General features: G+C 50.0%; 23 protein-coding genes. 21 read left to right on the top strand and 2 right to left on the bottom strand.

What is annotated here, in order from left to right; all coding sequences use genetic code 11:
- Positions 1-14: 14 nt before the first annotated feature.
- Positions 15-1112 (top strand): GerAB/ArcD/ProY family transporter, encoded by a 1098-nt coding sequence (locus PaeBR_RS16375; protein WP_410511610.1) that lies wholly within the window; start codon positions 15-17, stop codon positions 1110-1112.
- Here PaeBR_RS16375 and PaeBR_RS16370 read toward each other — a convergent pair.
- Positions 1085-1342 carry a hypothetical protein gene (locus tag PaeBR_RS16370; protein ID WP_410511609.1) on the bottom strand — a complete coding sequence of 86 codons (258 nt, stop codon included), beginning with the start codon at positions 1340-1342 and terminating at the stop codon, positions 1085-1087. The genes PaeBR_RS16375 and PaeBR_RS16370 overlap by 28 nt on opposite strands.
- A 174-nt stretch (positions 1343-1516) precedes the next feature.
- On the opposite strand from PaeBR_RS16370, the gene PaeBR_RS16365 reads away from it, so the two are divergent.
- The 16 genes from PaeBR_RS16365 (at position 1517) to spoVM (ending at position 18568) form a co-directional block, all read left to right on the top strand.
- Complete coding sequence (locus PaeBR_RS16365; protein WP_410511608.1) at positions 1517-3388, top strand: bifunctional homocysteine S-methyltransferase/methylenetetrahydrofolate reductase; 1872 nt, start codon at positions 1517-1519, stop codon at positions 3386-3388.
- A gap of 38 nt (positions 3389-3426) precedes the next feature.
- Positions 3427-4320 (top strand): YicC/YloC family endoribonuclease, encoded by an 894-nt coding sequence (locus PaeBR_RS16360; protein ID WP_410511607.1) that lies wholly within the window; start codon positions 3427-3429, stop codon positions 4318-4320.
- A gap of 52 nt (positions 4321-4372) precedes the next feature.
- Positions 4373-4633 (top strand): extracellular matrix/biofilm regulator RemA, encoded by a 261-nt coding sequence (gene remA / locus PaeBR_RS16355; RefSeq protein ID WP_006209218.1) that lies wholly within the window; start codon positions 4373-4375, stop codon positions 4631-4633.
- Between the two features lie 19 nt (positions 4634-4652).
- Positions 4653-5222, top strand: a complete 570-nt coding sequence (gmk, locus tag PaeBR_RS16350) for a guanylate kinase (RefSeq protein ID WP_410511606.1) — start codon at positions 4653-4655, stop codon at positions 5220-5222.
- Positions 5223-5277: 55 nt separating this feature from the next.
- Positions 5278-5478 (top strand): DNA-directed RNA polymerase subunit omega, encoded by a 201-nt coding sequence (gene rpoZ / locus PaeBR_RS16345; RefSeq protein WP_410511604.1) that lies wholly within the window; start codon positions 5278-5280, stop codon positions 5476-5478.
- A 295-nt stretch (positions 5479-5773) separates the two neighbouring features.
- Entirely contained in the window at positions 5774-6994 is a 1221-nt protein-coding gene (gene coaBC / locus PaeBR_RS16340) for a bifunctional phosphopantothenoylcysteine decarboxylase/phosphopantothenate--cysteine ligase CoaBC (RefSeq protein ID WP_410511603.1), read from the top strand.
- Positions 6994-9549, top strand: coding sequence for a primosomal protein N' (gene priA, locus PaeBR_RS16335; RefSeq protein WP_410511602.1), 2556 nt, complete (start codon positions 6994-6996; stop codon positions 9547-9549). Before coaBC ends, priA begins: the two co-directional genes overlap by 1 nt.
- Before the next feature lie 47 nt (positions 9550-9596).
- Positions 9597-10082 (top strand): peptide deformylase, encoded by a 486-nt coding sequence (def, locus tag PaeBR_RS16330; RefSeq protein WP_410511601.1) that lies wholly within the window; start codon positions 9597-9599, stop codon positions 10080-10082.
- A gap of 5 nt (positions 10083-10087) precedes the next feature.
- Positions 10088-11038 (top strand): methionyl-tRNA formyltransferase, encoded by a 951-nt coding sequence (gene fmt, locus PaeBR_RS16325; RefSeq protein WP_410511600.1) that lies wholly within the window; start codon positions 10088-10090, stop codon positions 11036-11038.
- A complete protein-coding gene (gene rsmB, locus PaeBR_RS16320) occupies positions 11035-12453 on the top strand; it encodes a 16S rRNA (cytosine(967)-C(5))-methyltransferase RsmB (protein ID WP_410511599.1) in 1419 nt (472 codons plus the stop codon). The genes fmt and rsmB overlap by 4 nt, the downstream gene beginning before the upstream one ends.
- A gap of 150 nt (positions 12454-12603) precedes the next feature.
- Positions 12604-13644: a 23S rRNA (adenine(2503)-C(2))-methyltransferase RlmN gene (gene rlmN, locus PaeBR_RS16315; protein ID WP_410511598.1), complete on the top strand. Its 1041-nt coding sequence runs from the start codon at positions 12604-12606 to the stop codon at positions 13642-13644.
- A gap of 6 nt (positions 13645-13650) precedes the next feature.
- Positions 13651-14427, top strand: coding sequence for a Stp1/IreP family PP2C-type Ser/Thr phosphatase (locus PaeBR_RS16310; protein WP_410511597.1), 777 nt, complete (start codon positions 13651-13653; stop codon positions 14425-14427).
- On the top strand, positions 14424-16595 hold the full coding sequence (gene pknB / locus PaeBR_RS16305) for a Stk1 family PASTA domain-containing Ser/Thr kinase (RefSeq protein ID WP_410511596.1): 2172 nt from the start codon (positions 14424-14426) through the stop codon (positions 16593-16595). The genes PaeBR_RS16310 and pknB overlap by 4 nt, the downstream gene beginning before the upstream one ends.
- A gap of 44 nt (positions 16596-16639) precedes the next feature.
- Complete coding sequence (gene rsgA / locus PaeBR_RS16300; protein WP_410511595.1) at positions 16640-17545, top strand: ribosome small subunit-dependent GTPase A; 906 nt, start codon at positions 16640-16642, stop codon at positions 17543-17545.
- 4 nt (positions 17546-17549) lie between these two features.
- On the top strand, positions 17550-18215 hold the full coding sequence (gene rpe, locus PaeBR_RS16295) for a ribulose-phosphate 3-epimerase (protein WP_410511594.1): 666 nt from the start codon (positions 17550-17552) through the stop codon (positions 18213-18215).
- Positions 18216-18487: 272 nt separating this feature from the next.
- Positions 18488-18568 (top strand): stage V sporulation protein SpoVM, encoded by an 81-nt coding sequence (gene spoVM, locus PaeBR_RS16290; RefSeq protein WP_020431362.1) that lies wholly within the window; start codon positions 18488-18490, stop codon positions 18566-18568.
- A 103-nt stretch (positions 18569-18671) separates the two neighbouring features.
- Here the strand turns inward: spoVM and rpmB are convergent, their stop codons facing one another.
- Positions 18672-18860 carry a 50S ribosomal protein L28 gene (rpmB, locus tag PaeBR_RS16285; RefSeq protein ID WP_036686205.1) on the bottom strand — a complete coding sequence of 63 codons (189 nt, stop codon included), beginning with the start codon at positions 18858-18860 and terminating at the stop codon, positions 18672-18674.
- 191 nt (positions 18861-19051) lie between these two features.
- Between rpmB and PaeBR_RS16280 the strand changes: the two genes are divergently transcribed.
- The 4 genes from PaeBR_RS16280 to PaeBR_RS16265 all read left to right on the top strand — a co-directional run bounded on the left by PaeBR_RS16280 (position 19052) and on the right by PaeBR_RS16265 (position 24164).
- Positions 19052-20827, top strand: a complete 1776-nt coding sequence (locus PaeBR_RS16280; protein WP_410511593.1) for a DAK2 domain-containing protein — start codon at positions 19052-19054, stop codon at positions 20825-20827.
- A 58-nt stretch (positions 20828-20885) separates the two neighbouring features.
- Positions 20886-21746, top strand: coding sequence for a DegV family protein (locus PaeBR_RS16275; RefSeq protein ID WP_410511592.1), 861 nt, complete (start codon positions 20886-20888; stop codon positions 21744-21746).
- Positions 21747-21758: 12 nt separating this feature from the next.
- Entirely contained in the window at positions 21759-23810 is a 2052-nt protein-coding gene (recG, locus tag PaeBR_RS16270; protein WP_410511591.1) for an ATP-dependent DNA helicase RecG, read from the top strand.
- Between the two features lie 66 nt (positions 23811-23876).
- Entirely contained in the window at positions 23877-24164 is a 288-nt protein-coding gene (locus PaeBR_RS16265; RefSeq protein ID WP_410511590.1) for a stage VI sporulation protein F, read from the top strand.
- The last annotated feature ends 36 nt before the right edge of the window (positions 24165-24200 follow it).

The raw sequence follows: 24200 nt of genomic DNA, 5'->3' as shown, positions 1-24200 counted from the left end.
AAAGGAAGAAGTTCATGGGAGGCCCGAAAATAGGATTGGTGCAGTTTTTTTCGCTTACGTTCCTGTTTGAACTTGGAACGGCACTTGTTGTCAATGGTTCCAAATCCGGCAGAGACGGCTGGATTTCCATACTGGTCGGCTGTATAGTAGGGCTCGTCCTATTCACGGGTTACGCTTATCTTTATAAGCTGTACCCCGACAAACCGTTATCCGGTTATGCCAGGGCGATTCTTGGCAAACCTTTGGGAGCGGTAGTGGTCATTTCTTATGTGGTAATGTTCATAAATATCGCAGGCCGTGATCTGCGGGACGGCAGTGCTCTGCTTGTAATGGCAACCCTGCACCGCACACCCATTATGGTTGTAGGTGCGTTGATGATCCTGTCCTGCGCTTATGTTCTGCATAAAGGGATCGAGGTGCTCGCACGTACTTCCTTGATCTTTATGGTCCTGGTGCTGTCCATTGGTGGGATCTTTACAGTGCTGATCCTTTTGTCTGGAGAGATGGAATGGACGCGTATTTTCCCCGTGCTGGGGGACGGATTTCGGCCCGTTGCGATTTCGGTGGTTCAGCATAATTATATGTTCCCATACGGTGAAATCATCTGTTTGACTATGCTGATGCCCTATCTTAGCGACGATAAAAAGGGAGTATGGGTCATCCCCGCCGCCATGCTTCTCGCGGGACTGCTGCTCAGCTACACCTCAATCGTCAATATCACGGTTCTCGGCAGTGACATGCTGGAGCGTTCACCATTTCCGCTCTTGTCCACCATTAGCAAAGCGGCCCTGTCCGATTTTATCCAGCGATTGGACATTCTGGTAGTCATGCTGCTGATTATCGGGGTTTTTTTCAAAATTGCGGTCTTCTACGGAGCGGCGTTGGTCGGTATCTCCGATCTGTTCGGTCTACCTTACCGTACCCTGATCTATCCCTTAGCGTTAATTATTCTATTCTCTTCTCTACTGAACGCCCGCAGTTTAACGGAGCACCTCGAAGAGGGAGGATACCTCCTTTACAAAGTTTTTCCCATCTTCACCATTGCCATCCCGGCTGTCCTGATTATTGGCGCCGCCGTCAGGCGTTATCGTTCAGCTTCCCGACCCGGCTGATGTCCGCTGATCCAGTGAACAAGATCCGGTCCGATCAGACATAGAAACAGGAGTACTCCCAGTACTTTCTCCGAACTGGTTAAAAACATATAGGAAGCCAGCTCGATTACATTATTTTTGCCATACCCGAACATCAAATCACCTGCGTACAAGTACAGAATTCCCAACACCGAAAGAAGCGCGGTTGCGGCGTATTTTTTAAGCAGCTGTTTCCTGATCGGCTTTTTCATCGTTGTGCAATCCCTCCTCAGTTTGCTCTTCATATATTGAATATATTATGAAGCAATGGAACCGTCCGCATGCACGCCATGTCGAACGATGAGCCTCTTTTGCCCGGAAAGCTTATCATTCATCCCGATTTATGTTACATTAGTATGAAACTAATATCAGGGGGAGGGTCTCTGATGAAGCCCGATTTGCGGTCTGCATGGGGAAAAAATGTACTTGTCGGGGATGGGGCGATGGGTACCTATTTATATCAGAAGGGTTTTCCTGTCGGCATTTCCTATGAAGAATTGAATTTGACCTCTCCTGAGGTCATTGAGGATGTACATCGCAGTTATATAGAGGCTGGAGCAGTGCTGCTGGAGAGCAATACGTTCTCGGCGAACTATGACAAGCTGTCCAAATACGGACTGGAGTCGAAGGTAGAAGAAATCAACCGCGCCGGAGTCCGAATCGCCCGCCGGGCTGCTGGAGAGAATGGGTACGTAGTCGGAGCAGTCGGTTCGATCCGGGCCGGCAAGCGGGCTAATCTATCGGCGGCGGAGCTGAAGAAATATTTCGGACAGCAGATTGTTGCGCTCCTCGAAGAGGATGTTGACGGTATTATGCTGGAAACGTTCTATGATGTGGAAGAGATGCATCTGGCGCTTCGTACAGTGCGGAATCAGAGCAAGCTTCCCGTTATCTGCCAGCTGGCCGTGGATGAAACGGCGCGAACCCTGGATGGGCTGAGCCTCCCGGAAGCCTTTCGAATTCTGGAGGATGACGGTGCTGACATTATCGGCTTTAACTGCCGCACCGGGCCTAACGGGATCAAGAGAGCACTGAAGCATTTGCAGGGCCATCTCGTTCTACCCGTATCCGTCTATCCTAATGCAGGGGTAGCGGATTATGTGGACGGCCAGTACAGATATGGCGCTTCACCCGAATACTTCGGCGAGATGGCGTTGACGTTTGCGGATATGGGAAGCCGGATTATCGGCGGGTGCTGCGGAACAACACCTAAGCATATCGCAGAGATTGCATCCGCTTTACAGGGATACGTTCCCCAGCCGCTTCCTGTGCCGACATCACGCGGTATGGAGCGTGTGCAGGTTCAGGAGCATTTTGGCGGTGAACAAGGTACGGGCGGTGATGAGCCGACGCTGGTTGATCTTGTGAAAGAACGGCATACCGTTATTGTCGAGCTGGACCCGCCCCGTGATCTGGATATTGCGAAATTTATGAAGGGCGCGGAGGCACTGCGAAGAGCGGGTGCGGATGCATTGACGCTGGCGGATAATTCCCTGGCCGTAACCCGAATGAGCAACATGGCGCTTGGACATCTGGTTCAGGCCAAGACAGGACTTCGTCCGCTTGTGCATATTACCTGCCGTGATCGTAATCTCATTGGTACACAGTCACATTTAATGGGATTTGATGCCCTGGGGATCGATCATGTGCTGGCTGTTACGGGTGATCCTGCACGATTCGGCGATCTTCCCGGTTCCAGCTCAGTCTACGATTTAACCTCTTTTGAGATTATCAGGATGATCAAGCAGCTGAATGATGGGATTGCATTTTCGGGCAAGCCCCTTAAGCAAAAGGCGAACTTCGTCATCGGTGCAGCGTTTAACCCGAACGTGAAGCATTTGGACAAAGCTGTACAGCGCTTGGAGAAAAAGATTGCTTCAGGTGCGGATTATATTATGACCCAGCCTGTGTATGACCGTGAGCTGATCGCTAATATAGCTAAAGCAACCGCCCATCTTGATATACCTGTCTTCATCGGTGTAATGCCGCTGGCGAGCGGACGGAATGCGGAATACCTTCATAACGAAGTTCCCGGAATCCAGCTATCTGAAGAAGTCCGCCAGCGGATGAAAGGGCTTGAAGGCGAGGCCGGACGCGCCGAGGGTGTGGCTATTGCCAAAGAACTGCTCGACGCGGCTACAGAACACTTTAACGGCATCTATCTGATGACTCCTTTTATGTTCTACGACATGAGTGTGCAGCTGCTGGAGTATGTCTGGGAGAAATCCGGGCGCAAATTGTCCCCCTTGTTTCGCTAAGAATAATCAATTACAATAGTGTAATGGATGTGATGCCGATGTCATTTAGCATGACCGGATACGGTCAATCTTCCCTGCATTTCGGCGGTTACAAGATTTCGTTCGAAGTCAAATCGGTGAATCACCGTTACTCCGAAGTTGTGTTGCGGATGCCCAGGGAATGGACTGGTTTTGAGGATATGCTGAGAAGGAAGGTCCAAGAGCATATCAAACGGGGTCGGGTTGATGTCACCATCAATAGGGAACAAGAAGAAGAGACGGCTTCCGGGTTGGTTCTGAACCACTCGGCGGTCAAGTCGTATATAAGGGCCGCCAACGAGCTGATAAGAGAATTCGGTTTCTCCGGCGAGCTTAGTCTGCGGGATATGTTATCTTTGCCTGACATCATGAAGAATGGTGAGGGAGCAAACGCAGAGGCTGCTTTATCTGATTCCTGGCGGGGAGTGCTTGAGAAAGGCATGGAGCAGAGCTTGCATTCCTTGCTTGAGATGCGGGCCAGGGAAGGGCGTTACCTCACTGCTGATTTAGAGCTGAGACTGGAGAAGCTGGAAATGCTCCACTCAGAAATGCTGGAGTTAGCCTCTTTAGTAGTAAGTGAATATCGTGATAAGCTGCGCCAGCGCCTAACGGAGCTCAATGATGGGACTTTTCCTTTTGATGAGCCTAAATTCGGAATGGAAATTGCTATTTTTGCCGACCGCTGCAATATTGATGAAGAGTTGACCCGTCTATACAGTCATATTGATCAATGCAGAACTCTGCTTCGGGGGAATGACCCGGTTGGACGAAAGCTGGATTTTCTCATTCAGGAGATGAACCGAGAGACGAATACCATAGGTTCTAAAAGCAACCAGCTGTCTTTGGTCAACCGTGTTCTGGAAATGAAAGCGGAGCTGGAGAAGATTCGTGAACAAGCGGCGAATTTAGAGTAATGGAGCCTTTTCGAAAAGACAAGCTGTAACTTTTGGGGGGAACAACCGGAATATGGCAATCAAACTTATTAACATCGGCTTTGGAAATATCGTATCGGCCAACCGCATCATTTCCATAGTCAGCCCGGAGTCTGCACCAATTAAACGGATTATTCAGGAAGCAAGAGACCGGCATATGCTGATTGACGCTACCTACGGCCGTCGAACCCGTGCCGTCATTATTACAGACAGTGATCATGTCATTTTGTCGGCTGTACAGCCTGAGACCGTGGCACACCGCTTGTCCAGCAAAGACGACGATAACGACGAATAACAACTAAATGGAGTGTACTATGTCAAAAGGATTACTGATCGTGTTATCCGGCCCTTCCGGAGTCGGTAAAGGAACTGTCTGCACCGCCTTGCGGCCCAAAATGCCAAAACTTATCTATTCGGTATCTGCTACTACCCGTAGCCCGCGTTTGGGCGAAGAGGATGGCGTTAATTATTTTTTCAAAACCAAGGAACAGTTTGCCGATATGATAGCGACTGACCAGCTCCTTGAATATGCTGAGTACGTGGGAAATTTTTACGGTACTCCCCGGGATTTTGTCGAGCGGACACTGGATAGCGGGAAAGATATTATTCTCGAAATCGAGGTACAGGGTGCACTCAAGGTTAAGGAGAAATTTCCTGAGGGCATTTTTGTGTTCCTTCTTCCTCCCTCTATGGATGAGCTCAAGGATCGGATTCGCGGGCGCGGCACCGAACACCCGGATATTATTAATCACCGCATGTCTGTGGCCGAGGATGAGATTAATCTCATGAGGCATTACGACTACGCTGTGGTCAATGATGAAATTGATTTGGCCTGCAAGCGAATAGAAAGCATTATTACGGCCGAACATTGTAAAATCAAGTGATACCAAGCAAGATTGTTCACGGGTAAGGTTAGTATAAACTATGAAGAGGTGTCCCATGTTATATCCATCGATTGATGAAATGATGACTAAAGTCGACAGTAAATATTCTCTGGTAGTCGCAGCTTCTCGCCGGGCAAGAGAATTGCGCGAGGGCGGCAAGACCGATATTAAGTCTCCGAAATCCCACAAACAGGTTGGCATTGCCCTTGAAGAAATATTCGAAGACCGTCTTATTGTGACCCGCGGAGAAGAGTAGTTTCTTCTGAATTAAATGTCACCGGAGCGGATAAGAGTCTATTATTCGAAGATATGAGCAATTTATAGATTATTTCATAAGCTGCTTATATTGTATGCTGAAACGCTCACCGCCTCATGCAATGGCGGGGATGCCGTTTCTTATTGAGGTTATGAACAATTTAGGAGTGAATAATGACTTATGATAGCCCGGACCGGGCTGTTCCTGACAACCGGAAGGTTGTTATTTTTTTCTTGATGATAAGGAATATGACCAGACACTCGATTGTCGGGGACATGGCACAGGAGGGAATATCATGTTAAAGGGTAAAATAATTGTGCTGGGCATCACTGGGGGAATTGCAGCCTACAAAGCAGCCTCCTTATGCAGTAAGCTTGTGCAAAAGGGCGCAGAGGTTCACGTTATTATGACAGCCTCAGCCAAAGAGTTCATCACAGAGCTGACGCTGCAGTCGTTATCGAAGCAGCGTGTATATAGCGATACGTTTCAGGAGCGTGACCCGTCCTCCATTTCTCATATCGAGCTTGCCGACTCTGCCGATCTTGTGCTGGTTGCACCGGCTACGGCGAATATCATCGCCAAAATGGCGCATGGACTTGCAGACGATATGCTCTCTACTACTTTATTGGCCGCAACAGCCCCTGTTATGGTGGCTCCGGCGATGAATGTACATATGTATCAGCATCCGGCGGTCATCCAGAATATGAATATTCTCGCGGATCGCGGTGTGCAATTTATAGAGCCGGGTGAAGGCTTGCTGGCCTGCGGTTATGTTGGAAAAGGACGACTGGAGGAGCCGGAGGCTATAGTTGGCTGTATAGAGACGTTTTTTAAGCTGCAGGAAAGTGTAAGATCCGGTCCCTTATCCGGCAAAAAGGTCGTAATTACAGCCGGTGGTACTATAGAACGAATAGATCCGGTCCGTTATATTTCCAATGATTCATCCGGCAAAATGGGCTTCGCCATAGCCCGTGCAGCACGTACTATGGGCGCTGAAGTAACATTGGTGGCAGCCCGAACGGATGAGCGTCCTCCCCAGGATATCCGTGTGATTCAGGTTCAATCATCACAGGACATGCTTGAGGCGGTGTCGGCGCTGTGGGAGGATTGTGACATTCTGATTAAAGCAGCGGCCGTATCGGATTATCGCCCGAAACAGAGTATGCCTGACAAAATTAAAAAAAGTGGAGACTCAATGACGCTTGAGCTTATAAAAACTACGGATATTCTGGAAACTCTCGGCAAACGCAAGAAAAATCAATTCCTGATTGGGTTTGCAGCGGAGACAGGCAATGTAGAGGAGTATGCCAAGGACAAGCTCGTTCGTAAAAACTGCGATCTTATTGTTGCGAATGATGTTACTGCTGCCGGCGCCGGTTTTGGGACCGACACGAATATAGTCACTATTTATGATCGTGACGGACTGGTGCTTAGTCTTCCGCAGCTGTCCAAGGACGAAGTTGCCCGCCAATTGCTAACGCTGGCAGCCAAGCGTATTTCCGGAGTAACACTGTAATGGATATAGCCAAGGTCATTGTCGATGTACCTGTTCGCAGCACTGACAGGCCTTTTGATTACTCCATCCCGGAAGCTTTGAAGGTGTGGATTGAAGTGGGCAGCCGTGTTGCGGTTCCGTTCGGCCACCGTACAGTGCAGGGGTTTGTTATTTCTCTGGAATCAGGGGACACACGTGAGGTTCCGGGGCTGAAGCCGATTCAGGAAGTACTGGATTTAATTCCTCCGCTTTCCCCCGAACTGGTGGAATTGGGTGACTGGATGAGCCAAAGGTATGCCTGCCGCCGGATTTCTGCGCTGCAGGCTATGCTGCCGACGGCGTTGAAGGGGAAGGCAGAGCGTTTCATTTCAATGGGTGAGACTATACAGGACCAAGCCACTGGTACGGGAACAGAAATGATATTCCCGGATGAGGAACTATTTCCGATGTTTCCGGATACGGGCCGGGAAGAGCGTGACATTACGAATTTCGTAGCACAGAGCGGCGAGGTGTCGATGAAGCAGCTGACCAGGGCTTTTCCGGAGGCTGCCGAGACGGTGAAGTTCATGCTGCGGCGGGGTGTGCTTGTAGAAACCCAATCGATCAAGGATAAGCTGGGGAAGAAAAAGCTGAAGGCTGTGAACTTAGCAATTGGTCCGGACACGGCACGGGAGGCACTGAACAGCTTTACGGCCAGATCCGCGCGACAGAAGGAAGTATTGTCTTTTTTAATAGATATGGAAGCTATGCTTCCTTTGCCTATGAAAGAGGTCCTATCGGTGCTGCAAGTAACTGCAGGCACAGTGAAGAGTCTGGAGGAGAAGGGATTCATAGAGATTAGTGAGATTGAAGTGTACCGTGACCCGTACCGGGGCCGTGACTTCAAGCCAAGCGAACCCCTGCCGCTGACCTCAGAACAGGAAGTTGTCTATACACGGATTGCGCGTTCTATTGATGAGCAGCTGCATGAAGTGTTTCTGCTGCATGGTGTGACGGGAAGCGGAAAGACAGAGATCTATTTACAGTGCATTCAGCGATGTATGGATCAGGGCCGCCAGGCGGTTGTCCTTGTGCCGGAAATCTCGCTCACTCCGCAAATGGTGGAACGGTTCAAGGGCCGCTTCGGCAGCGGAGTTGCGGTGATGCACAGCAGACTGTCTGTCGGGGAGAGGTATGATGAATGGCGCAAAATCCGGGAAGGCAAAGCTACGGTTGCCGTTGGAGCGCGTTCGGCGATCTTTGCTCCGTTTACCAATCTGGGTCTGATTATTATGGATGAAGAGCATGAATCCTCTTATAAGCAGGAGGAGAATCCCAAGTATCATGCCCGAGATGTCGCTGTCCGCAGGGCCGGGCAGGGGGATGCTGTGGTCATAATGGGCTCGGCGACTCCTTCTTTGGAGAGCTATTATGCAGCCAATTCACAGAGTGATATACACTTCTCACCCGTATTGCTGGAGATGCCCAGCAGGGCGCTGGGCAATGAGCTCCCCAAGGTCGAGGTGGTGGATATGCGCGAGGAGTTAAAAGAGGGCAACCGATCTATGTTCAGCCGCAAGCTTCATGCGGCGTTAGCAGACAGACTAACGCGTGGAGAGCAAACTGTTCTTCTTCTGAACCGCCGGGGCTTCTCCACCTTTGTCATGTGCCGGAGCTGCGGTTATGTGGCCGGCTGTCCGGAATGCGATATTTCGCTGACCTATCACAGCCGGAGCGATAATTTGCGGTGCCATTACTGCGGACATGCTGAGCCGGCGCCGAAGGTATGCCCGGAATGCGGCAGTGAGCATATCCGCTTCTTCGGAACAGGAACACAGCGGGTCGAAGAAGAGCTGGGAAAGCTTTTTCCGGGGATTCGCGTCATTCGAATGGATGTGGACACAACGACGGAGAAGGGTTCGCATGAGAAACTTCTGGGTCAGTTCAGGGACAAAAAGGCGGATGTTCTTTTGGGAACACAGATGGTAGCCAAAGGACTGGATTTCCCCGATGTTACACTTGTAGGTGTAATTACAGCGGATTCAGCGCTCAATTTGCCGGATTTTCGTGCTGCAGAGAAAACATTCCAGCTTTTGACTCAAGTTGCGGGTCGTGCGGGACGGCATCAGCTTCCGGGAGAGGTAGTAGTTCAATCCTACACTCCTGAGCATTACTCCATTGTTCATGCAAGCGGCCATGATTATATTTCATTTATTCGTGAAGAGCTGAAGCACCGGAGAAGCTTGCATTATCCTCCTTACTGCAGGTTGATTCTGGTTACACTATCCCATGAGCAGCTGCCGGTGCTCCTTCGCCTTTCGGAGAATTATGCTCTGAATCTTCAGGGCAAAGCAAGGCAGCGCAGATGGTACGGCATTCTGGACCAGGAATCTCCGGATGTACTTGAACTGTTAGGCCCGGTTGCTTCTCCCATCCCGAGGCTTAAAGGCAGATACAGATTCCAATGCATCATTAAATGGCGCGGATCTATTGATGTAATCGGTCTCGCCCGTGAAGTGGCGGAGGAACTGGAAGATTCAGCGCGTGATACAGGACTGCAGGTCAGTATTGATGTGGACCCGCAGATGCTGATGTAATAAAATACTAAGGAACTATTGTTCAGAACAAGGAAGGTGTTGGCGATATGGCGATACGGTTGATAGTACTGGAGCCGGATGAGGTTCTTCATAAAAGGGCAAAGGAAGTAGTGGTAGTAACCCCTAATGTTAAAAAATTGCTTGATGATATGGCTGATACGATGTATGACGCTGAAGGGGTCGGACTCGCTGCACCGCAAGTGGGTATCCTGAAGCGGCTTATCGTTGTCGATGCGGACGAAGAGCATGGGCTGATCAAAATGATCAATCCCGAAATCACCCAATCGGAAGGCGAACAGTTTGGGCCTGAGGGATGCTTGAGCATTCCGGGACTGAACGGGGATGTGCGACGGTCTGAGACGGTAACTGTGCGTGGTCTGGACCGGGAAGGCAAAGAAATTACGATTACCGGCAGCGGTCTGCTTGCACGGGCTTTTCAGCATGAGATAGACCATCTTAACGGAGTGCTTTTTACAGATATTGCCGAGAAGGTATACGAGATGAAACCGGACCGAAACGTGACTGAGGAGTGAACAAGATGAAGATTGTGTTCATGGGTACCCCTGCCTTTGCCGTGCCTAGTCTGCAAATGCTGGTGGAAGAAGGTTATAACGTCGTTGCGGTTCTCACCCAGCCCGACCGGCCGCAAGGCAGAAAGAAGACCCTGACGCCATCACCTGTCAAGGAAGCGGCTTTGTCCCTGGGTCTGCCGGTGCTGCAGCCGGAGCGGCTCCGCCGTCAGGAAGCTATAGATGAGCTGGCCGCCTATGAGCCGGAATTGATTGTCACAGCTGCCTACGGGCAGATTTTGCCCAAAGCAGTGCTGGATTTGCCTGCGCGCGGCTGTGTGAATGTGCATGGGTCGCTGCTCCCGAAATACCGCGGCGGGGCGCCGATTCAACGTTCGGTGATCAATGGAGAGACAGTGACGGGCGTTACACTGATGTATATGGCGGAAGGTCTGGATACAGGAGATATGATCTCTCGCGTGGAAGTGTCCATTGAAGAAGACGATACAGCGGGAACGCTGTTCGGGAAACTAAGCTTGGCCGGCCGGGATTTGCTCAAGGCGGAAATGCCGCGCTTGCTGGCAGGTCCTGTCCCGGCAACACCGCAGAATGACAGCGAAGCTACGTATGCGCCTAACCTTAAACGGGAAGATGAGCGGATTGATTGGAATGCGTCATCACGCGACATTTACAACCGTATACGCGGATTAGTACCTTTTTCCGGTGTCTTTACCGAGTGGAATGGAGAGACGTTTAAGGTTTGGGCGGCTGCAAACCCCTCCGCGGCCAGCAGCTCTCGGAATAAGGAGTCTTCGGCAGAACCCGGAACGGTGCTGACGGTAAATGAACACGGCGTTGAAGTAAAGACCGGAGATGGAAGTCTGCTGCTGACTTCAGTTCAGCCTGCGGGCAAAAAAGCCATGAGCGCCGCTGACTTCGCCCGTGGGGGAACTATGAAGCCCGGAACGGTGCTGGTGTGAGCGCGGGCGGTAACGGCAATGGCAATGGCCGGAACAAAGCCAGGGGCCGTAACAACAAGGCTGCTATGGGTTCGGCCAGAGAGGTTGCACTGGATGTCCTGGTACGGGTAGATGAACAAGGAGCTTACAGCAATCTCTTACTTAACAGTAGCCTGCAAAAAGCAGGCCTGAGCCGGGAAGACTCCGGACTGGCCACTGAGCTTGTGTACGGTACAATCTCAAGAATGAATACGCTTGATTACGTGCTGGAGAAATTTGTTGCCAAAGGTATTGCCAAGCTGCAGCCGTGGGTGCGAAGCCTGCTGAGGCTCAGTCTGTACCAGATTCTGTACCTTGATCGCATTCCTTCGCATGCGGCTGTTAATGAGGCGGTTAATATATCGAAGAAACGAGGCCATCAGGGAATCTCCGGGATGGTGAATGGCGTACTCCGCAGTGTGCTTCGAGCCGGAGAACTGCCGGTCTTGCCTAAAGATCTGAGCGAGTCTGAGCGAGTTTCCATCCAGCATTCCCACCCCCTGTGGATGGTGCAGCGCTGGATGGATGAATACGGAGCAGAAACGGCGGAAGCCATTTGTGCCGCCAATAATGAACCGCCTGCAGTAAGTGTGCGGGTCAATACAACGATGATCAGCAGGGAGCGGCTGCTTAATGAAATGCTGGAGCAGGGCCTTCAGGCCTCTGCTTCAGAAGTCAGCCCTTACGGAATTGTGATCAGAGGCGGGGGGAATCTGGCTCTCTCCACCTGGTATAGAGACGGTTTCTTATCCATTCAGGATGAAAGCTCGATGCTTGTAGCAGAAGCTGTTGCTCCTGAGCCAGGAATGAGGGTTCTCGATTGCTGCGCAGCTCCAGGCGGCAAAACCGCCCATATGGCTGAGCTTATGAAAGACGAGGGCTATATTTTTGCCAATGATTTGCATCAGCATAAAGCCAGGCTGATCTCCGAACAGGCACAGCGTCTTGGACTGGAGAGCATTGTGACAGGCAGCGGGGATGCAATGGATCTTGTTAATACGTGCGAGTCTTCATCTTTCGACCGGATATTGCTCGATGCCCCTTGCTCCGGTCTTGGAGTGATCCGCCGAAAACCTGATTTGAAGTGGCGTAAAGAACCGGAGGACGTTGCCAGTATCGCCGCTTTGCAGAGGGTTCTGCTGGAATCGGTCTCAAAGCTGCTTAAGCCGGGAGGTGTGCTGGTCTACAGTACATGTACAACGGAACAGGCAGAGAATGGGGATATCGTGTCCTCGTTTTTGGAGCAGAGTCCAGACTTTACAGCGATAACCTTCACGTCCCCATTATGGGACCGGCTTCAGGACACCGCTTTGGGCATAGGCGAAGGTATTCAAATCTTGCCGCATCATTATGGCAGTGACGGGTTCTACATTGCCCGGCTGCAGCGGCGTTTGTAACATTTAAAAATCTGCTAAGTTTATTAGCAGCATCCCCGCCCGCCGGGCTTACCGGTGGGCTTTTCTTTTACCGTCTCTGAATTTTATGTTAAAATAGAAAGAATGAGAAATAATAAGCATATCCTTATGAAAGAACAGGTGCAAACTATAATGAAACCTTTAATATATGATTTTTCCTTGGAAGAGTTGCAGCAGTGGGCCAAAGACAACGGAGAACCGGCTTTTCGCGGCGGGCAGATTTTTGATTGGCTGTATGTGAAACGGGTGAACGATTTTGAGGCGATGAGCAATTTGTCCAAAGGTCTGCGCGAGAAGCTGGAGCAACAATTTTCCATTTCGGCGCTGAAGGAAATTACGAAGCTGGAATCGAAGGATGGTACTGTGAAATTCCTGTTCGGTCTGCATGATGACCATGCGATCGAGACAGTAATCATGAAGCATAACTATGGCAACAGTGTATGTGTTACTACACAGGTTGGCTGCCGGATCGGCTGCACGTTCTGTGCCTCTACACTCGGAGGCTTGAAGCGTGATTTGACAGCCGGAGAGATTGTTGCTCAGGTCGTAAGATCCCAACAAATTCTGGACGAACGGGGCGAACGCGTCAGCAGTATTGTTATCATGGGTACAGGGGAACCCTTTGAGAATTATGACGCAACCATGAGATTTCTCCGCCTGATGATCCACGAAAAGGGTCTGAACATCGGACAACGTCACATTACGGTATCGACCAGCGGCATTGTGCCAAGCATTTATAAATTCGCGGATGAGGATACACAGATTAATCTGGCGATCTCCATTCATGCTCCCAACGATGCGCTGCGCTCCAAGCTCATGCCGGTTAACCGGCGTTATCCTTTTGATGATGTAATTGAATCTCTGCGTTATTATCAGGCCAAGACGGGCCGGCGCATTAGCTTCGAGTACGCGTTGATTGGTGGTGTGAATGACCAGCCTGAGCATGCGGAGGAACTGGCCGGTGTGCTGAAAAGCATGCTGTGCCACGTCAACCTGATTCCGGTCAATCACGTGCCGGAACGTAAATATGTTAGAACTTCCCGCAGTGACATCTTTGAATTTCAACGGATATTGGCAGATCACGGAGTGAATGTTACAATACGCCGTGAGCAGGGCCATGATATCGCAGCCGCATGCGGACAGCTGCGTGCTAAACACATGGAGTTGGGGTGAGGATATTTGATCAGAACAGTTCATGCCAGCGACATTGGCCGGGTACGTTCCGTCAATGAGGATTCGGTCTGGATCGGCGCGACGCGCCACGGGTATACCCTAGGCATTATCGCCGACGGAATGGGCGGACATTTGGCTGGTGACATCGCAAGCAGACTCGCATTGAATTTCATTCGGCGTAAGCTTGAGGGTCTTCAGCCGGATATCTCTGATGAAGGATTGGGTAAAGCTTTGTCAGACGCCATACTGGAGGCTAATGATACTGTCTACAAGGAGGCTTCCAGCGATGAGAAGTACCACAATATGGGTACAACTGTCGTTGCTGTCCTGCTGAATGGACCGGCCGGATATATCGGCCACATCGGCGATAGCAGAGCTTACAAAGTGAAGGACGGTACAGCACTTCAGCTAACCGAAGATCATACGCTGGTCAATGAGCTGTTTAAGAACGGCCAGATCAGCCAGGAGGAGCTTGAGAACCATCCGCGCCGCAATGTGCTTACAAGAGCACTCGGGACGGATGCGCAAATCTCGGTTGATCTGGCTCCCATAACCTTGAATCCCGGGGAAGTGCTGCTTTTGTGCAGCGATGGCTTAAGCAATTTTGTAAGCACGGAGAATTTGGGCAAAGTAGCGGGAATTCAGGAAATATCGCTTGAGGAAAGAGCAGACCGATTACTTCAGCTGGCACTGCTGGCCGGCGGCGGCGATAATATTAGCGTCGCTATGTTAGAACATCAAGAAGAGGCCTCTGTGCCCGAAGCAAAGGGGTGGGACTTATGATCGGTCACGAATTGGGCGGCCGTTACCAAGTCATCGAACGTATTGGCGGAGGCGGAATGGCGCTCGTATATAGAGCCCATGATATTTTGTTAAACCGCAACGTTGCAATAAAAGTTCTGCGCAGTCAATTTGTGCATGATGAGGAATTTATTCGCCGGTTCCGGCGGGAGGCGCAATCTGCTGCCTCGCTGTCTCATCCGAATGTCGTCAGTATTTACGATGTCGGCCAGGAAGATGAGATCCATTATATCGTTATGGAGTACGTAGAAGGCAAGAATCTTAATGAAATTATAAAAGAGCGGGCTCCGCTGCAGGTGGATGAATCCGTGCGTATCGCTTCTCAAATATGTGATGCTCTTGACCATGCCCATCAGAATCAGATTATTCATCGCGATATTAAACCTCATAATATAATGATTGGACGTAATGGGCGGGTGAAAGTAACGGATTTCGGGATTGCTCGGGCGGTTACCTCCACTACGATTACCCAAACCGGCTCCGTTGTCGGTTCTGTGCATTATTTCTCACCGGAGCATGCCAAAGGCGTATCGACAGGCGAGAAATCGGATTTGTATTCGTTAGGAATTGTTCTGTACCAGATGCTTACGGGCAACCTGCCTTTTTTGGGCGAAAGTCCGATCAGTGTGGCGTTGAAACATCTTCAGGAGGAGTTTGAGGAGCCGAAGAAATTAAATCCTCTTATTCCGCAAAGCGTCGAAAATGTAATTTTGAGATCCATGCGCAAAAACCCCGATGAGCGATATGTTTCGGCCAAAGAAATGCTGCAGGACCTGGAAACATGTCTGCTGCCGGAACGCCGCAGTGAATCGAAGGTTGGTTTTCATGATGATTATGATGAAGATAAAACACGAATCATTCCAGCGATTAAGCCCATCCAGAGGGGTTCCGGTATCCGTAACGGAGGCGGTGAAGGGATGAAGCGGGATGTGGACGATTATCCTGTGGCCAAAGGAAAGAAGCAATGGGTACGCCCGGCGCTTTGGATTGGAGTCACCCTGCTGCTTCTAGCGTCGATGTTTAGTGTCGTCTTGTATGTCAAAGCTATGCTGGATGTTCCGGAGGTTGCCGTTCCGTATGTAATTAACTTGCCGCTTGAGGATGCAAAGCTTAAGCTTGACGAAGCTGGACTTATTGTAGAAGATCCGCTTATTAAGGAGTACAACCCGGATTATCCAGAGGGTGTAGTTTTCAATCAGAGCAAGCCTAAGGATACAATGGTGAAAAAAGGCTCAAGCATTGTTCTTTCAGTCAGTATTGCTAAACCTTTGTCAAAAATAGATGATTTCACCGGGATGACTTTCGATGAAGCAACCAAGGTCTTGATGGCACAAGGCGTAGAACAGAACCGGATCATTCAGGATAATCGCAATAGCTCGGACACACCCGCAGGAGAAATAATAACCCAGGACCCGCTACCTGGAAGCGGATTTGACCCGGAGACGGCTTCGGTTACCCTTATCGTCAGTGAGGGAGAAGAAAGTGTCGATATGCCCGATCTTACCGGTCTGACACAGGATGAGGCCGCTGCGAAGCTGGAGGAATTCAAGCTTGTGCTCGGGGACGTGAAGGAAGATGCCAGCTTTGCTGTGGAGAAGGGTAAAGTAACAAAGCAATGGCCTTATGACAAGGGTACACCCGTCGCTCCAGGCACCAAAATTACCATCTACTTAAGTACAGGTTATCCGCCGGAAGCATTGGATTATACTTTTAATCTGCCGGTCGCGCCATCACAGGATGGCAAGAAGACAAAGATCCGGATTGTATTTGCGGATGCCCGCAACAATGGTGAGAATCAGGAGTGGGGAACACGCACCATTGCAAATACGCAGGTATTGCCGGTAAAAATGGTATTGGCCCCGAATAAGGATGGGGTGGTGTCGGTTTATCGTGACGGTGAGTTTTTTGAAACCTATCTGGTTTCCTATATGGATGCCAAAAACAATACGGTTCCAATGCCTCAACTAGAACCGACGGCTGAGCCTACCCAGCAGCCTGCAACGGAGGAGCCGACAGCGGAGCCGGCCCTTTCGCCTGATAATCCGGACACTGGCGGAACTGATGGGAATAGCAACGTTAACCAGACGGGTGCACTAAATAATGGCAAGGATAAGGGTAAGGGTAAATCCAAAGATAATAATGGAGACTAATATGAGATAGAATAGCAAACTCAGGAGAGGAAGGCTCACTATGTATGCCTGAAGGAGTAATTACAAAGGCTTTAAGCGGATATTATTATGTAAAACCGTACCGGGGCGGGTCCATTGCATCGGAGGAAGAAGCGGTGCAGTGCAGGGCAAGAGGCATCTTTAAGAAAAAAGGGGTATCACCGCTTGTCGGTGACCGGGTTACCTATGTTCTTACCGAAAACGGAGAGGGCATGGTTAATGAAATTCTGCCAAGGATATCCGAACTGATTCGTCCGCCTGTTGCCAATGTGAGTCTTGCAGTACTTCTATTCTCTGTTCGCGAGCCTGATATGAATCTGAATTTACTGGATAAATTTCTTGTTCATATCGAGCATTCCGGAATCGACACGCTAATTGTTCTAACCAAGCTTGATCTGGCTGAAGATGACCAGGAGGCTACTAACCAGGTAAAAGAGTTATATGAACGCATTGGCTATGAAGTGATGGTAACCAGTTCAATGACAGGTTCAGGGAGCGATGAGCTGCGGAAACGGCTGGGTGGAAAAATCAGTGTTTTTTCCGGTCAGTCCGGGGTGGGCAAATCCACCCTCTTAAACCGGATTGTGCCCGGACTCCTTCTGGAGACAGGTGAAATCAGCCTGCGTCTGGGGAGAGGCCGACATACAACGCGCCATGTAGAGCTGATGGATATCGGAGAGAACGGCTTTGTAGCGGATACTCCGGGCTTTAGCCAACTGGACTTTTTGGAGCTTGGTGTGGAAGAACTGTCCACCTGCTTCCGGGAGTTTGTACCTTATTCGGAGAATTGCAAATTTCGCGGCTGCAGTCATTTGCACGAGCCCGGCTGCCGCGTAATTGAAGCGTTGGAAGCCGGAGTCATTGCCGAAAGCCGTTATGCGCATTACAAGCTTTTTTTTAACGAAATGAAGGACAAGAAGCGGAGGTATTGATTTCATGATTATGATTGCCCCATCCTTGTTATCGGCGGATTTCGCCGCTTTAGGCGCTGAGGTGGCGGAAGCCGAAGCCTGCGGTGCGGATTGGATCCATGTCGATGTAATGGACGGACACTTTGTGCCCAATATTACGCTGGGTCCAGCCATTGTAAAAGCTGTGTCAGCCCACACCTCTTTGCCTCTCGATGTTCATCTTATGATTGAATCGCCGGAACATTATATTGCGGATTTTGCCAACGCGGGCGCAGCTGTAATTACGGTTCATACGGAGGCATGTGTTCATCTCCATCGGGTTGTGCATCAGATCAAGGAACTTGGACTTATGGCCGGAGTGGCCATTAACCCCGGGACTCCTGCTGCTGCGGTACAAGAGGTGCTTGCGGATGTGTATATGGTGCTGGTGATGACGGTGAATCCCGGCTTCGGGGGTCAGGCGTTCATTCCGGGCACTCTGCATAAAATCCGGCAAATCCGCCAGTGGGCGAATGAGGTTAATCCAGGGCTGCGCATTCAAGTGGACGGCGGCATTGCTGAAGCAACGGCACCGCTGGTCACGGAAGCGGGAGCGGATGTATTAGTGGCGGGAAACGCGGTATTCGGCAAGAGCGACCGTGCTGCAGCCATCGCTTCCATTCGTGCCGCCGCAAACGTCAGCGTCCGATAAAAGGCGATCAGAGGACTAAAGGTAATAGGACAAGAGCCTTAAGCATAAATATGGTTACATGAGCAGAAATCTCATGTAGCCTTTTTTTGAGATATAGGAAAGTATAAGGTGCGCCTTATCCTTTGTTATATTTCTATGAGAAACGGGTGTCGTCCGTAATCGGGCGGCGAAGCCGTTTCTTCTTGTGGAACTGAGAGGACTGCAGTGCCGTTCCGCTTGTGCATCCGAGCAAGTCTCCTACCGTAAGGCATGAAATGATGGGAGGGTGAATTATGAAATTTTACACATTCAAGCTGCCGAGATTTTTGGGAGGGTTTGTTAAAGCGATTTTGAACACATTTCAGAAAAGCTAGGGCCCAAACACAAAAGAAAACATGAAAAAAAGCACCTTACAAATTGTAAAGGGTGCTTTTTGCTTGATAAGAAATATCGGTCGGTCTGTAAAATTTCTAAAAACTAGACGCGTTCAACTTTGCCGGCTTTCAAAGCACGGGTGCTGACGTATACGCGTTTCGGTTTGCCGTTTACCAAGATACGGACCTTCTGAACGTTAACTCCCCAAGAACGACGATTGCGGTTGTTCGCATGAGAAACGTGATTTCCGCTGCTCGGCTTCTTGCCTGTTACTGCACATTTGCGGGACATATATTACACCTCCTTGTTACTGACACCTGCATAAAACAATACTTAAATATAATATCATAGCAAAAAATGCTACGTCAACCGATTCAAAAACATTTATTTCTATAGACTCTTATAGTACAATGGAAATTAGTGCATTATGTCCAGTTAATGAAAGCGTTGATTAGGCATGAAGTTAGGAAGGGGAATTCTCATTGAGCAAGCGTTCTATAAATGGAACAGACTTTACCGCCATGGTATTAACAGGAGCGGAGAAGCTGCAGCAGCATGCTGAGCACGTTAATTCTTTAAATGTCTTTCCGGTTCCTGATGGTGATACCGGGACCAATATGAATTTAACCATGACCGCAGGTGCGAACGAATTAAAAAAGAATAATACATCCTCTATCGGCCAATGCGCAGGGGTCCTTTCAAAGGGTCTTTTAATGGGTGCACGGGGCAACTCCGGTGTTATTTTGTCTCAATTGTTCAGAGGCTTTAGCCGGTACGCTGCACAGCATGAAGAGCTGAGTACTGGGCAATTTGCGGCAGCATTGCAAACCGGAGTGGATACCGCTTATAAAGCAGTTGTAAAGCCAGTAGAAGGTACTATCCTTACCGTAGCCAAGGAAGCTGCAAGACATGCTGTCTATTTTGCAAGACGGACAAGTGATGTCACAGAGCTGATGACTGAAGTGCTGGCAAAGGCCAAGGAAGCATTAGCCAATACACCAGAACTTCTGCCTGTCCTGAAGCAGGTAGGTGTTGTGGACTCTGGAGGCCAAGGCCTTGTCTACATTTACGAAGGCTTTCATCATTACCTGATAAGCGGGAAATCCGGTATTTCAGTACCTGAACAAGGACAAACTGTTACGGCACCAGTGCCTGTTGCAGGATTAGGCAAGCCAGACCATGCCTTGTCCGCATTGCAGACTACCGCACAGTCCCAGCTGTCCACGGAAGATATTGAATTTTTATATGACATGGAATTTTTCATTAATCGTCAATTGAGCGGCACTGCTGTGGCGGATTTTGATGAGGAAATTTTTAGGAAAGCGTTATCAGTAAATGGAGATTCTATCATCGTAATTTCTGATGACGAGACGATTAAGGTGCATGTGCACTCGAAAGCTCCGGGAGAAGTGCTTAATCTGGCTTTACAGTATGGTGAGATCACACAGATTCACATTCTGAACATGCGTGAGCAGCATCGGGACCTGCTTACAGCTGGTATGGACATCGCTCCAATGCCGGATGTGTTCGCGGATATTCCGAAAGAGAAGCGCAGCGTTCAAGCTCCGGCGGAACCGCCGGCGGATGATCTGGCTCCTTATGGCTTCATAGCAGTTTCTTCCGGTGCGGGGATTGCAGATATTTTTAAAAGCCTTGGAGTAGATGTGGTGCTTGCGGGTGGTCAGACCATGAATCCCAGTACAGAGGATTTCGTGAATGCGATCTCTTCGATTTCTGCGAAGCATGTCTATATTCTGCCTAACAATTCAAATATTGTACTGGCAGCACAGCAGGCCAAGGAACTTCTTGAAGGCGAACGCGACATAACGGTGATCCCAAGCAAGAGTATTCCACAGGGTATTGCCGCTGCTTTTGCTTTCCAGGAAGAGGATGCTGTGGAGGCCAACTCCGCTAATATGCTGGAGGCGATTACCCAGGTTAAATCGGGTCAGGTCACTCATGCCGTACGTGATACCAACTTTGATGAACTGGAGATTAAATCGGGGCAGTACATCGGAATCTCGAATTCAAAAATCGTTGCCGCTGCTGATGATCTGCTGTCTGCCAGTGAGTCCCTGTTGTCCAACATGGTCGTGAACGGTGATGAAATTGTCACTGTGCTGTTAGGGGAAGAAGCAGAAGCAGCGGTTACGGAGGCTTTAAGCCAGTGGTTGAAGGAGACTTATCCGGACGTAGAGGTTGAGATCCATGAAGGCGGCCAGCCCCTGTATTACTATTTATTTTCCGTGGAGCCTTAAGCCTGAACTTATCTCAATTTTATAGCGTTGGATTTAATAAAATTTGGGGAGGAAGCCCATGAATCGTACCGTAATTGTAACCGATAGTACTTCCGATATACCGCCTGCAATGGCGGAAGAACTCGGCATTGAGGTAGTACCGTTGACGTTAATGTTCGGTGAAGAAGCTTACCGGGACAATTTGGATATGACGCCGGAGCAGTTCTACGAGCGTCTCCCCCGTTCGTCACAACTGCCGACCACTTCTCAGCCGTCTCCGGTTGAGTATATGAATGTGTACCGTACGATTTTGGAACGTTACCCGGGCAGCCCGATTCTTTCAATTCATATCTCATCCGGTCTTAGCGGTACATACCAGTCTGCTATGTTGGCCAAGTCCATGCTGGAGGAAGAAGGAGAAGTGATAACTGTTGTAGATTCCTTGTCAGCTTCCTACGGCTTCGGGTTCATGGTAACTCATGCGGCCAGATTGTCGGCAGAGGGCAAAGAACCACAGGAAATTCTGGAGTCCGTCGAGAACCTGCGGCGTTCCCGTAAGCTGTACTTTCTGGTAGATACGCTTGAGTATCTGCAAAAGGGCGGCAGAATTGGAAAAGCCTCAGCTATACTGGGCACATTACTTAATATCAAGCCGATTCTTTCCATAGACGCAGAAGGTATTATTTATGCTGTGGAGAAGGTAAGAGGACGCAAGAAGGCCGTTGCCCGCATGATCGAGCTGTTCAAGGGAGATTTGCAGGGCGTGGATAAAATCAATGTGGCGGTGGGTCATACGGCGTTGCCGGAATCCGGCAAGGAATTCCTGAACGAGCTTGCGGAACATTTCACGCTGGAAGAGCAAGTACTGACCAACATCGGCCCTGTAGTAGGCAGCCATGTCGGGAACGGAACGTTAGCCGTCTTCATTTGGCCCGCATAATGAGGGATGAACATGACACAAACTTTAGACAAAATTGAAGTTAAGAAAATAACTGGCGTGAGCGCTCAAAAGCAAGGCGAGCTTCACGCCTTTGGCGTCTTTACAGTGAAGGACTTGCTTGAATATTACCCCTTTCGTTATGAGGATTACCGTCCCCGATCACTCAGTGAGGTGAAGCACGGCGATAAAGTGACCATTGAGACAAAAGTCATCGGCATCCCTGTACTGCAACGGTTCGGGGGCAAATCCCGACTAAGCTGCAAAATGATGTCAGAACCATGGATGTTCACGGCCACCTGGTTCAACCGTCAATATGTACGGGAGCAGCTGACCATAGGGCGGGAAATTGTTCTAACGGGCAAGTGGGATCAGAAGCGTAACCAAATTACCGTAACCGACTATGAGTTTCCGGACCGTGGCGAAGGGAAGACGGGAACACTGCAACCTGTATACTCCGTTGGGGGCAAGATCACACAGTCATGGATCCGAAAGATTATTAATGGAGCTTTGCAGCAGTACGGGGACCTCATTCCGGAAATATTACCGCATTCGATTATGCGGAAATATGATTTTATGCCGCGCAAACGGGCAATAGCTACGATTCACCAGCCTGAGGACAGCCGGGAAGGCCAGCAGGGCCGGCGGCGAATGGTGTACGAAGAGTTATTTCTGTTCCAATTGAAAGTACAGGCTTTTCGTGTGCTGAACCGCGGGCGGATGGATGGCGTCGTACATACAGTGGATAATGCCACAGTCCGCCAGTTTGTGCGCAGTCTGCCGTTTGAGCTTACGGATGCCCAGAAGCATGTGGAGCTTGAGATTCTGCATGATATGCGTTCTCCCTACTGCATGAACCGATTGCTGCAAGGGGACGTAGGCTCCGGCAAAACAGTTCTTGCTGCCATAGCGCTGTTCACTACGGTTAGGTCAGGTTTTCAGGGAGCGCTTATGGTGCCTACAGAAATTTTGGCCGAACAGCATATGCGGTCACTCGCCAGAATGTTTGAGCCGTTCGGGATAACTGTAGGATTACTGACAGGAAGTGTAAACGGACGCAAGCGCAAAGATTTGTTGGCATCGCTCCAGATAGGTTTGATTGATATTGTTGTGGGCACCCACGCCTTGATTCAGGAGGATGTGTTCTACCGGAGTCTTGGACTTGTTGTTACCGACGAGCAGCACCGTTTCGGGGTTAATCAACGCAGTGTCCTGCGCCGTAAAGGCTACAACCCGGACGTGCTGACGATGACGGCCACACCTATCCCGCGTACGCTGGCCATTACCGTTTTTGGTGACATGGATGTATCTACGTTATCGGAGCGCCCTAAGGGACGGGTACCGATCATTACCTATTGGGTTAAGCATGATCTCATGGACAGGGTGCTGACGCTCATTAGACGTGAGGTAGACCAGGGACGGCAGGCCTATCTGATCTGTCCGCTCATAGAAGAGTCGGATAAACTCGACGTGCAGAATGTTATTGACCTGCATATCCAGATGGGACAGGCCTTTCCCGATTATAAGGTTGGTTTATTGCACGGCCGGATGACCCCGGGTGAGAAGGACGAGGTTATGCGTGCGTTCTATAGTAATGAGCTTCAATTGCTCGTATCCACAACAGTGGTTGAAGTGGGTGTCGATGTCCCTAATGCCACACTGATGGTTATCATGGACGCTGACCGCTTCGGCTTGTCACAGCTGCATCAGCTGCGCGGGCGGGTCGGCAGGGGCGAGCACGCCTCTTACTGTGTATTGGTTGCCGATCCGAAGTCCGAAATGGGACGTGAACGGATGAGCGCCATGACGGAAACGGATGATGGATTCGAGGTCTCACGAAGGGATCTGGAGCTGCGCGGGCCGGGAGATTTCTTCGGGACGAAGCAGAGCGGCCTGCCGGAGTTCCGGCTGGCTGACATGACTGCGGACTTTGATGTTCTGGAGCAGGCACGCGATGATGCCGCCGAGCTTTTAAGAGATGCGTCCTTCTGGACATCTCCGGACTATGCCCCGCTTCGCGGCTATCTGCAGGCCGAACAGATTTTCCAGGGAGATTTGATTGATTAGATAGCACATGCGGCAGCGACTCCTCATATACTTAGAAAGGTTTGGATATGACTGGAGGTGCCGAGCATGAGTTATCATCAATATGGAATAAGCCCGCAGCTCGTGGAACGGATCAAGCTGAAGATGAAGAATCCGGCGGTCAAGGAACGTGTCAAAAATATGATCAACGGAATCTCCAGGCAGGATCTGCAAGACAGCGCCATCGTGAAGAGACTGGTGCATAATGCAGCGGGAGCAATGAATGAGAAGCTCACATCAGTGCAGGAAGAGCAGATCGTAAGGTTTGTAATTGCCCAGAAGATTGATCCGAACAATACGTTCCATCTAATTCGGCTGTGGGGCATGTTCCGTTAAGGGTTTTCTTTCATCTTGAGCTAAAAAGCGTTCCGG

The organism is Paenibacillus sp. BR2-3, assembly GCF_046529485.1.
Taxonomy (GTDB): domain Bacteria; phylum Bacillota; class Bacilli; order Paenibacillales; family Paenibacillaceae; genus Paenibacillus_AQ.
Note: the sequence above shows the minus strand (reverse complement) of the source record. Positions and strands in the feature narration are given on the sequence as shown.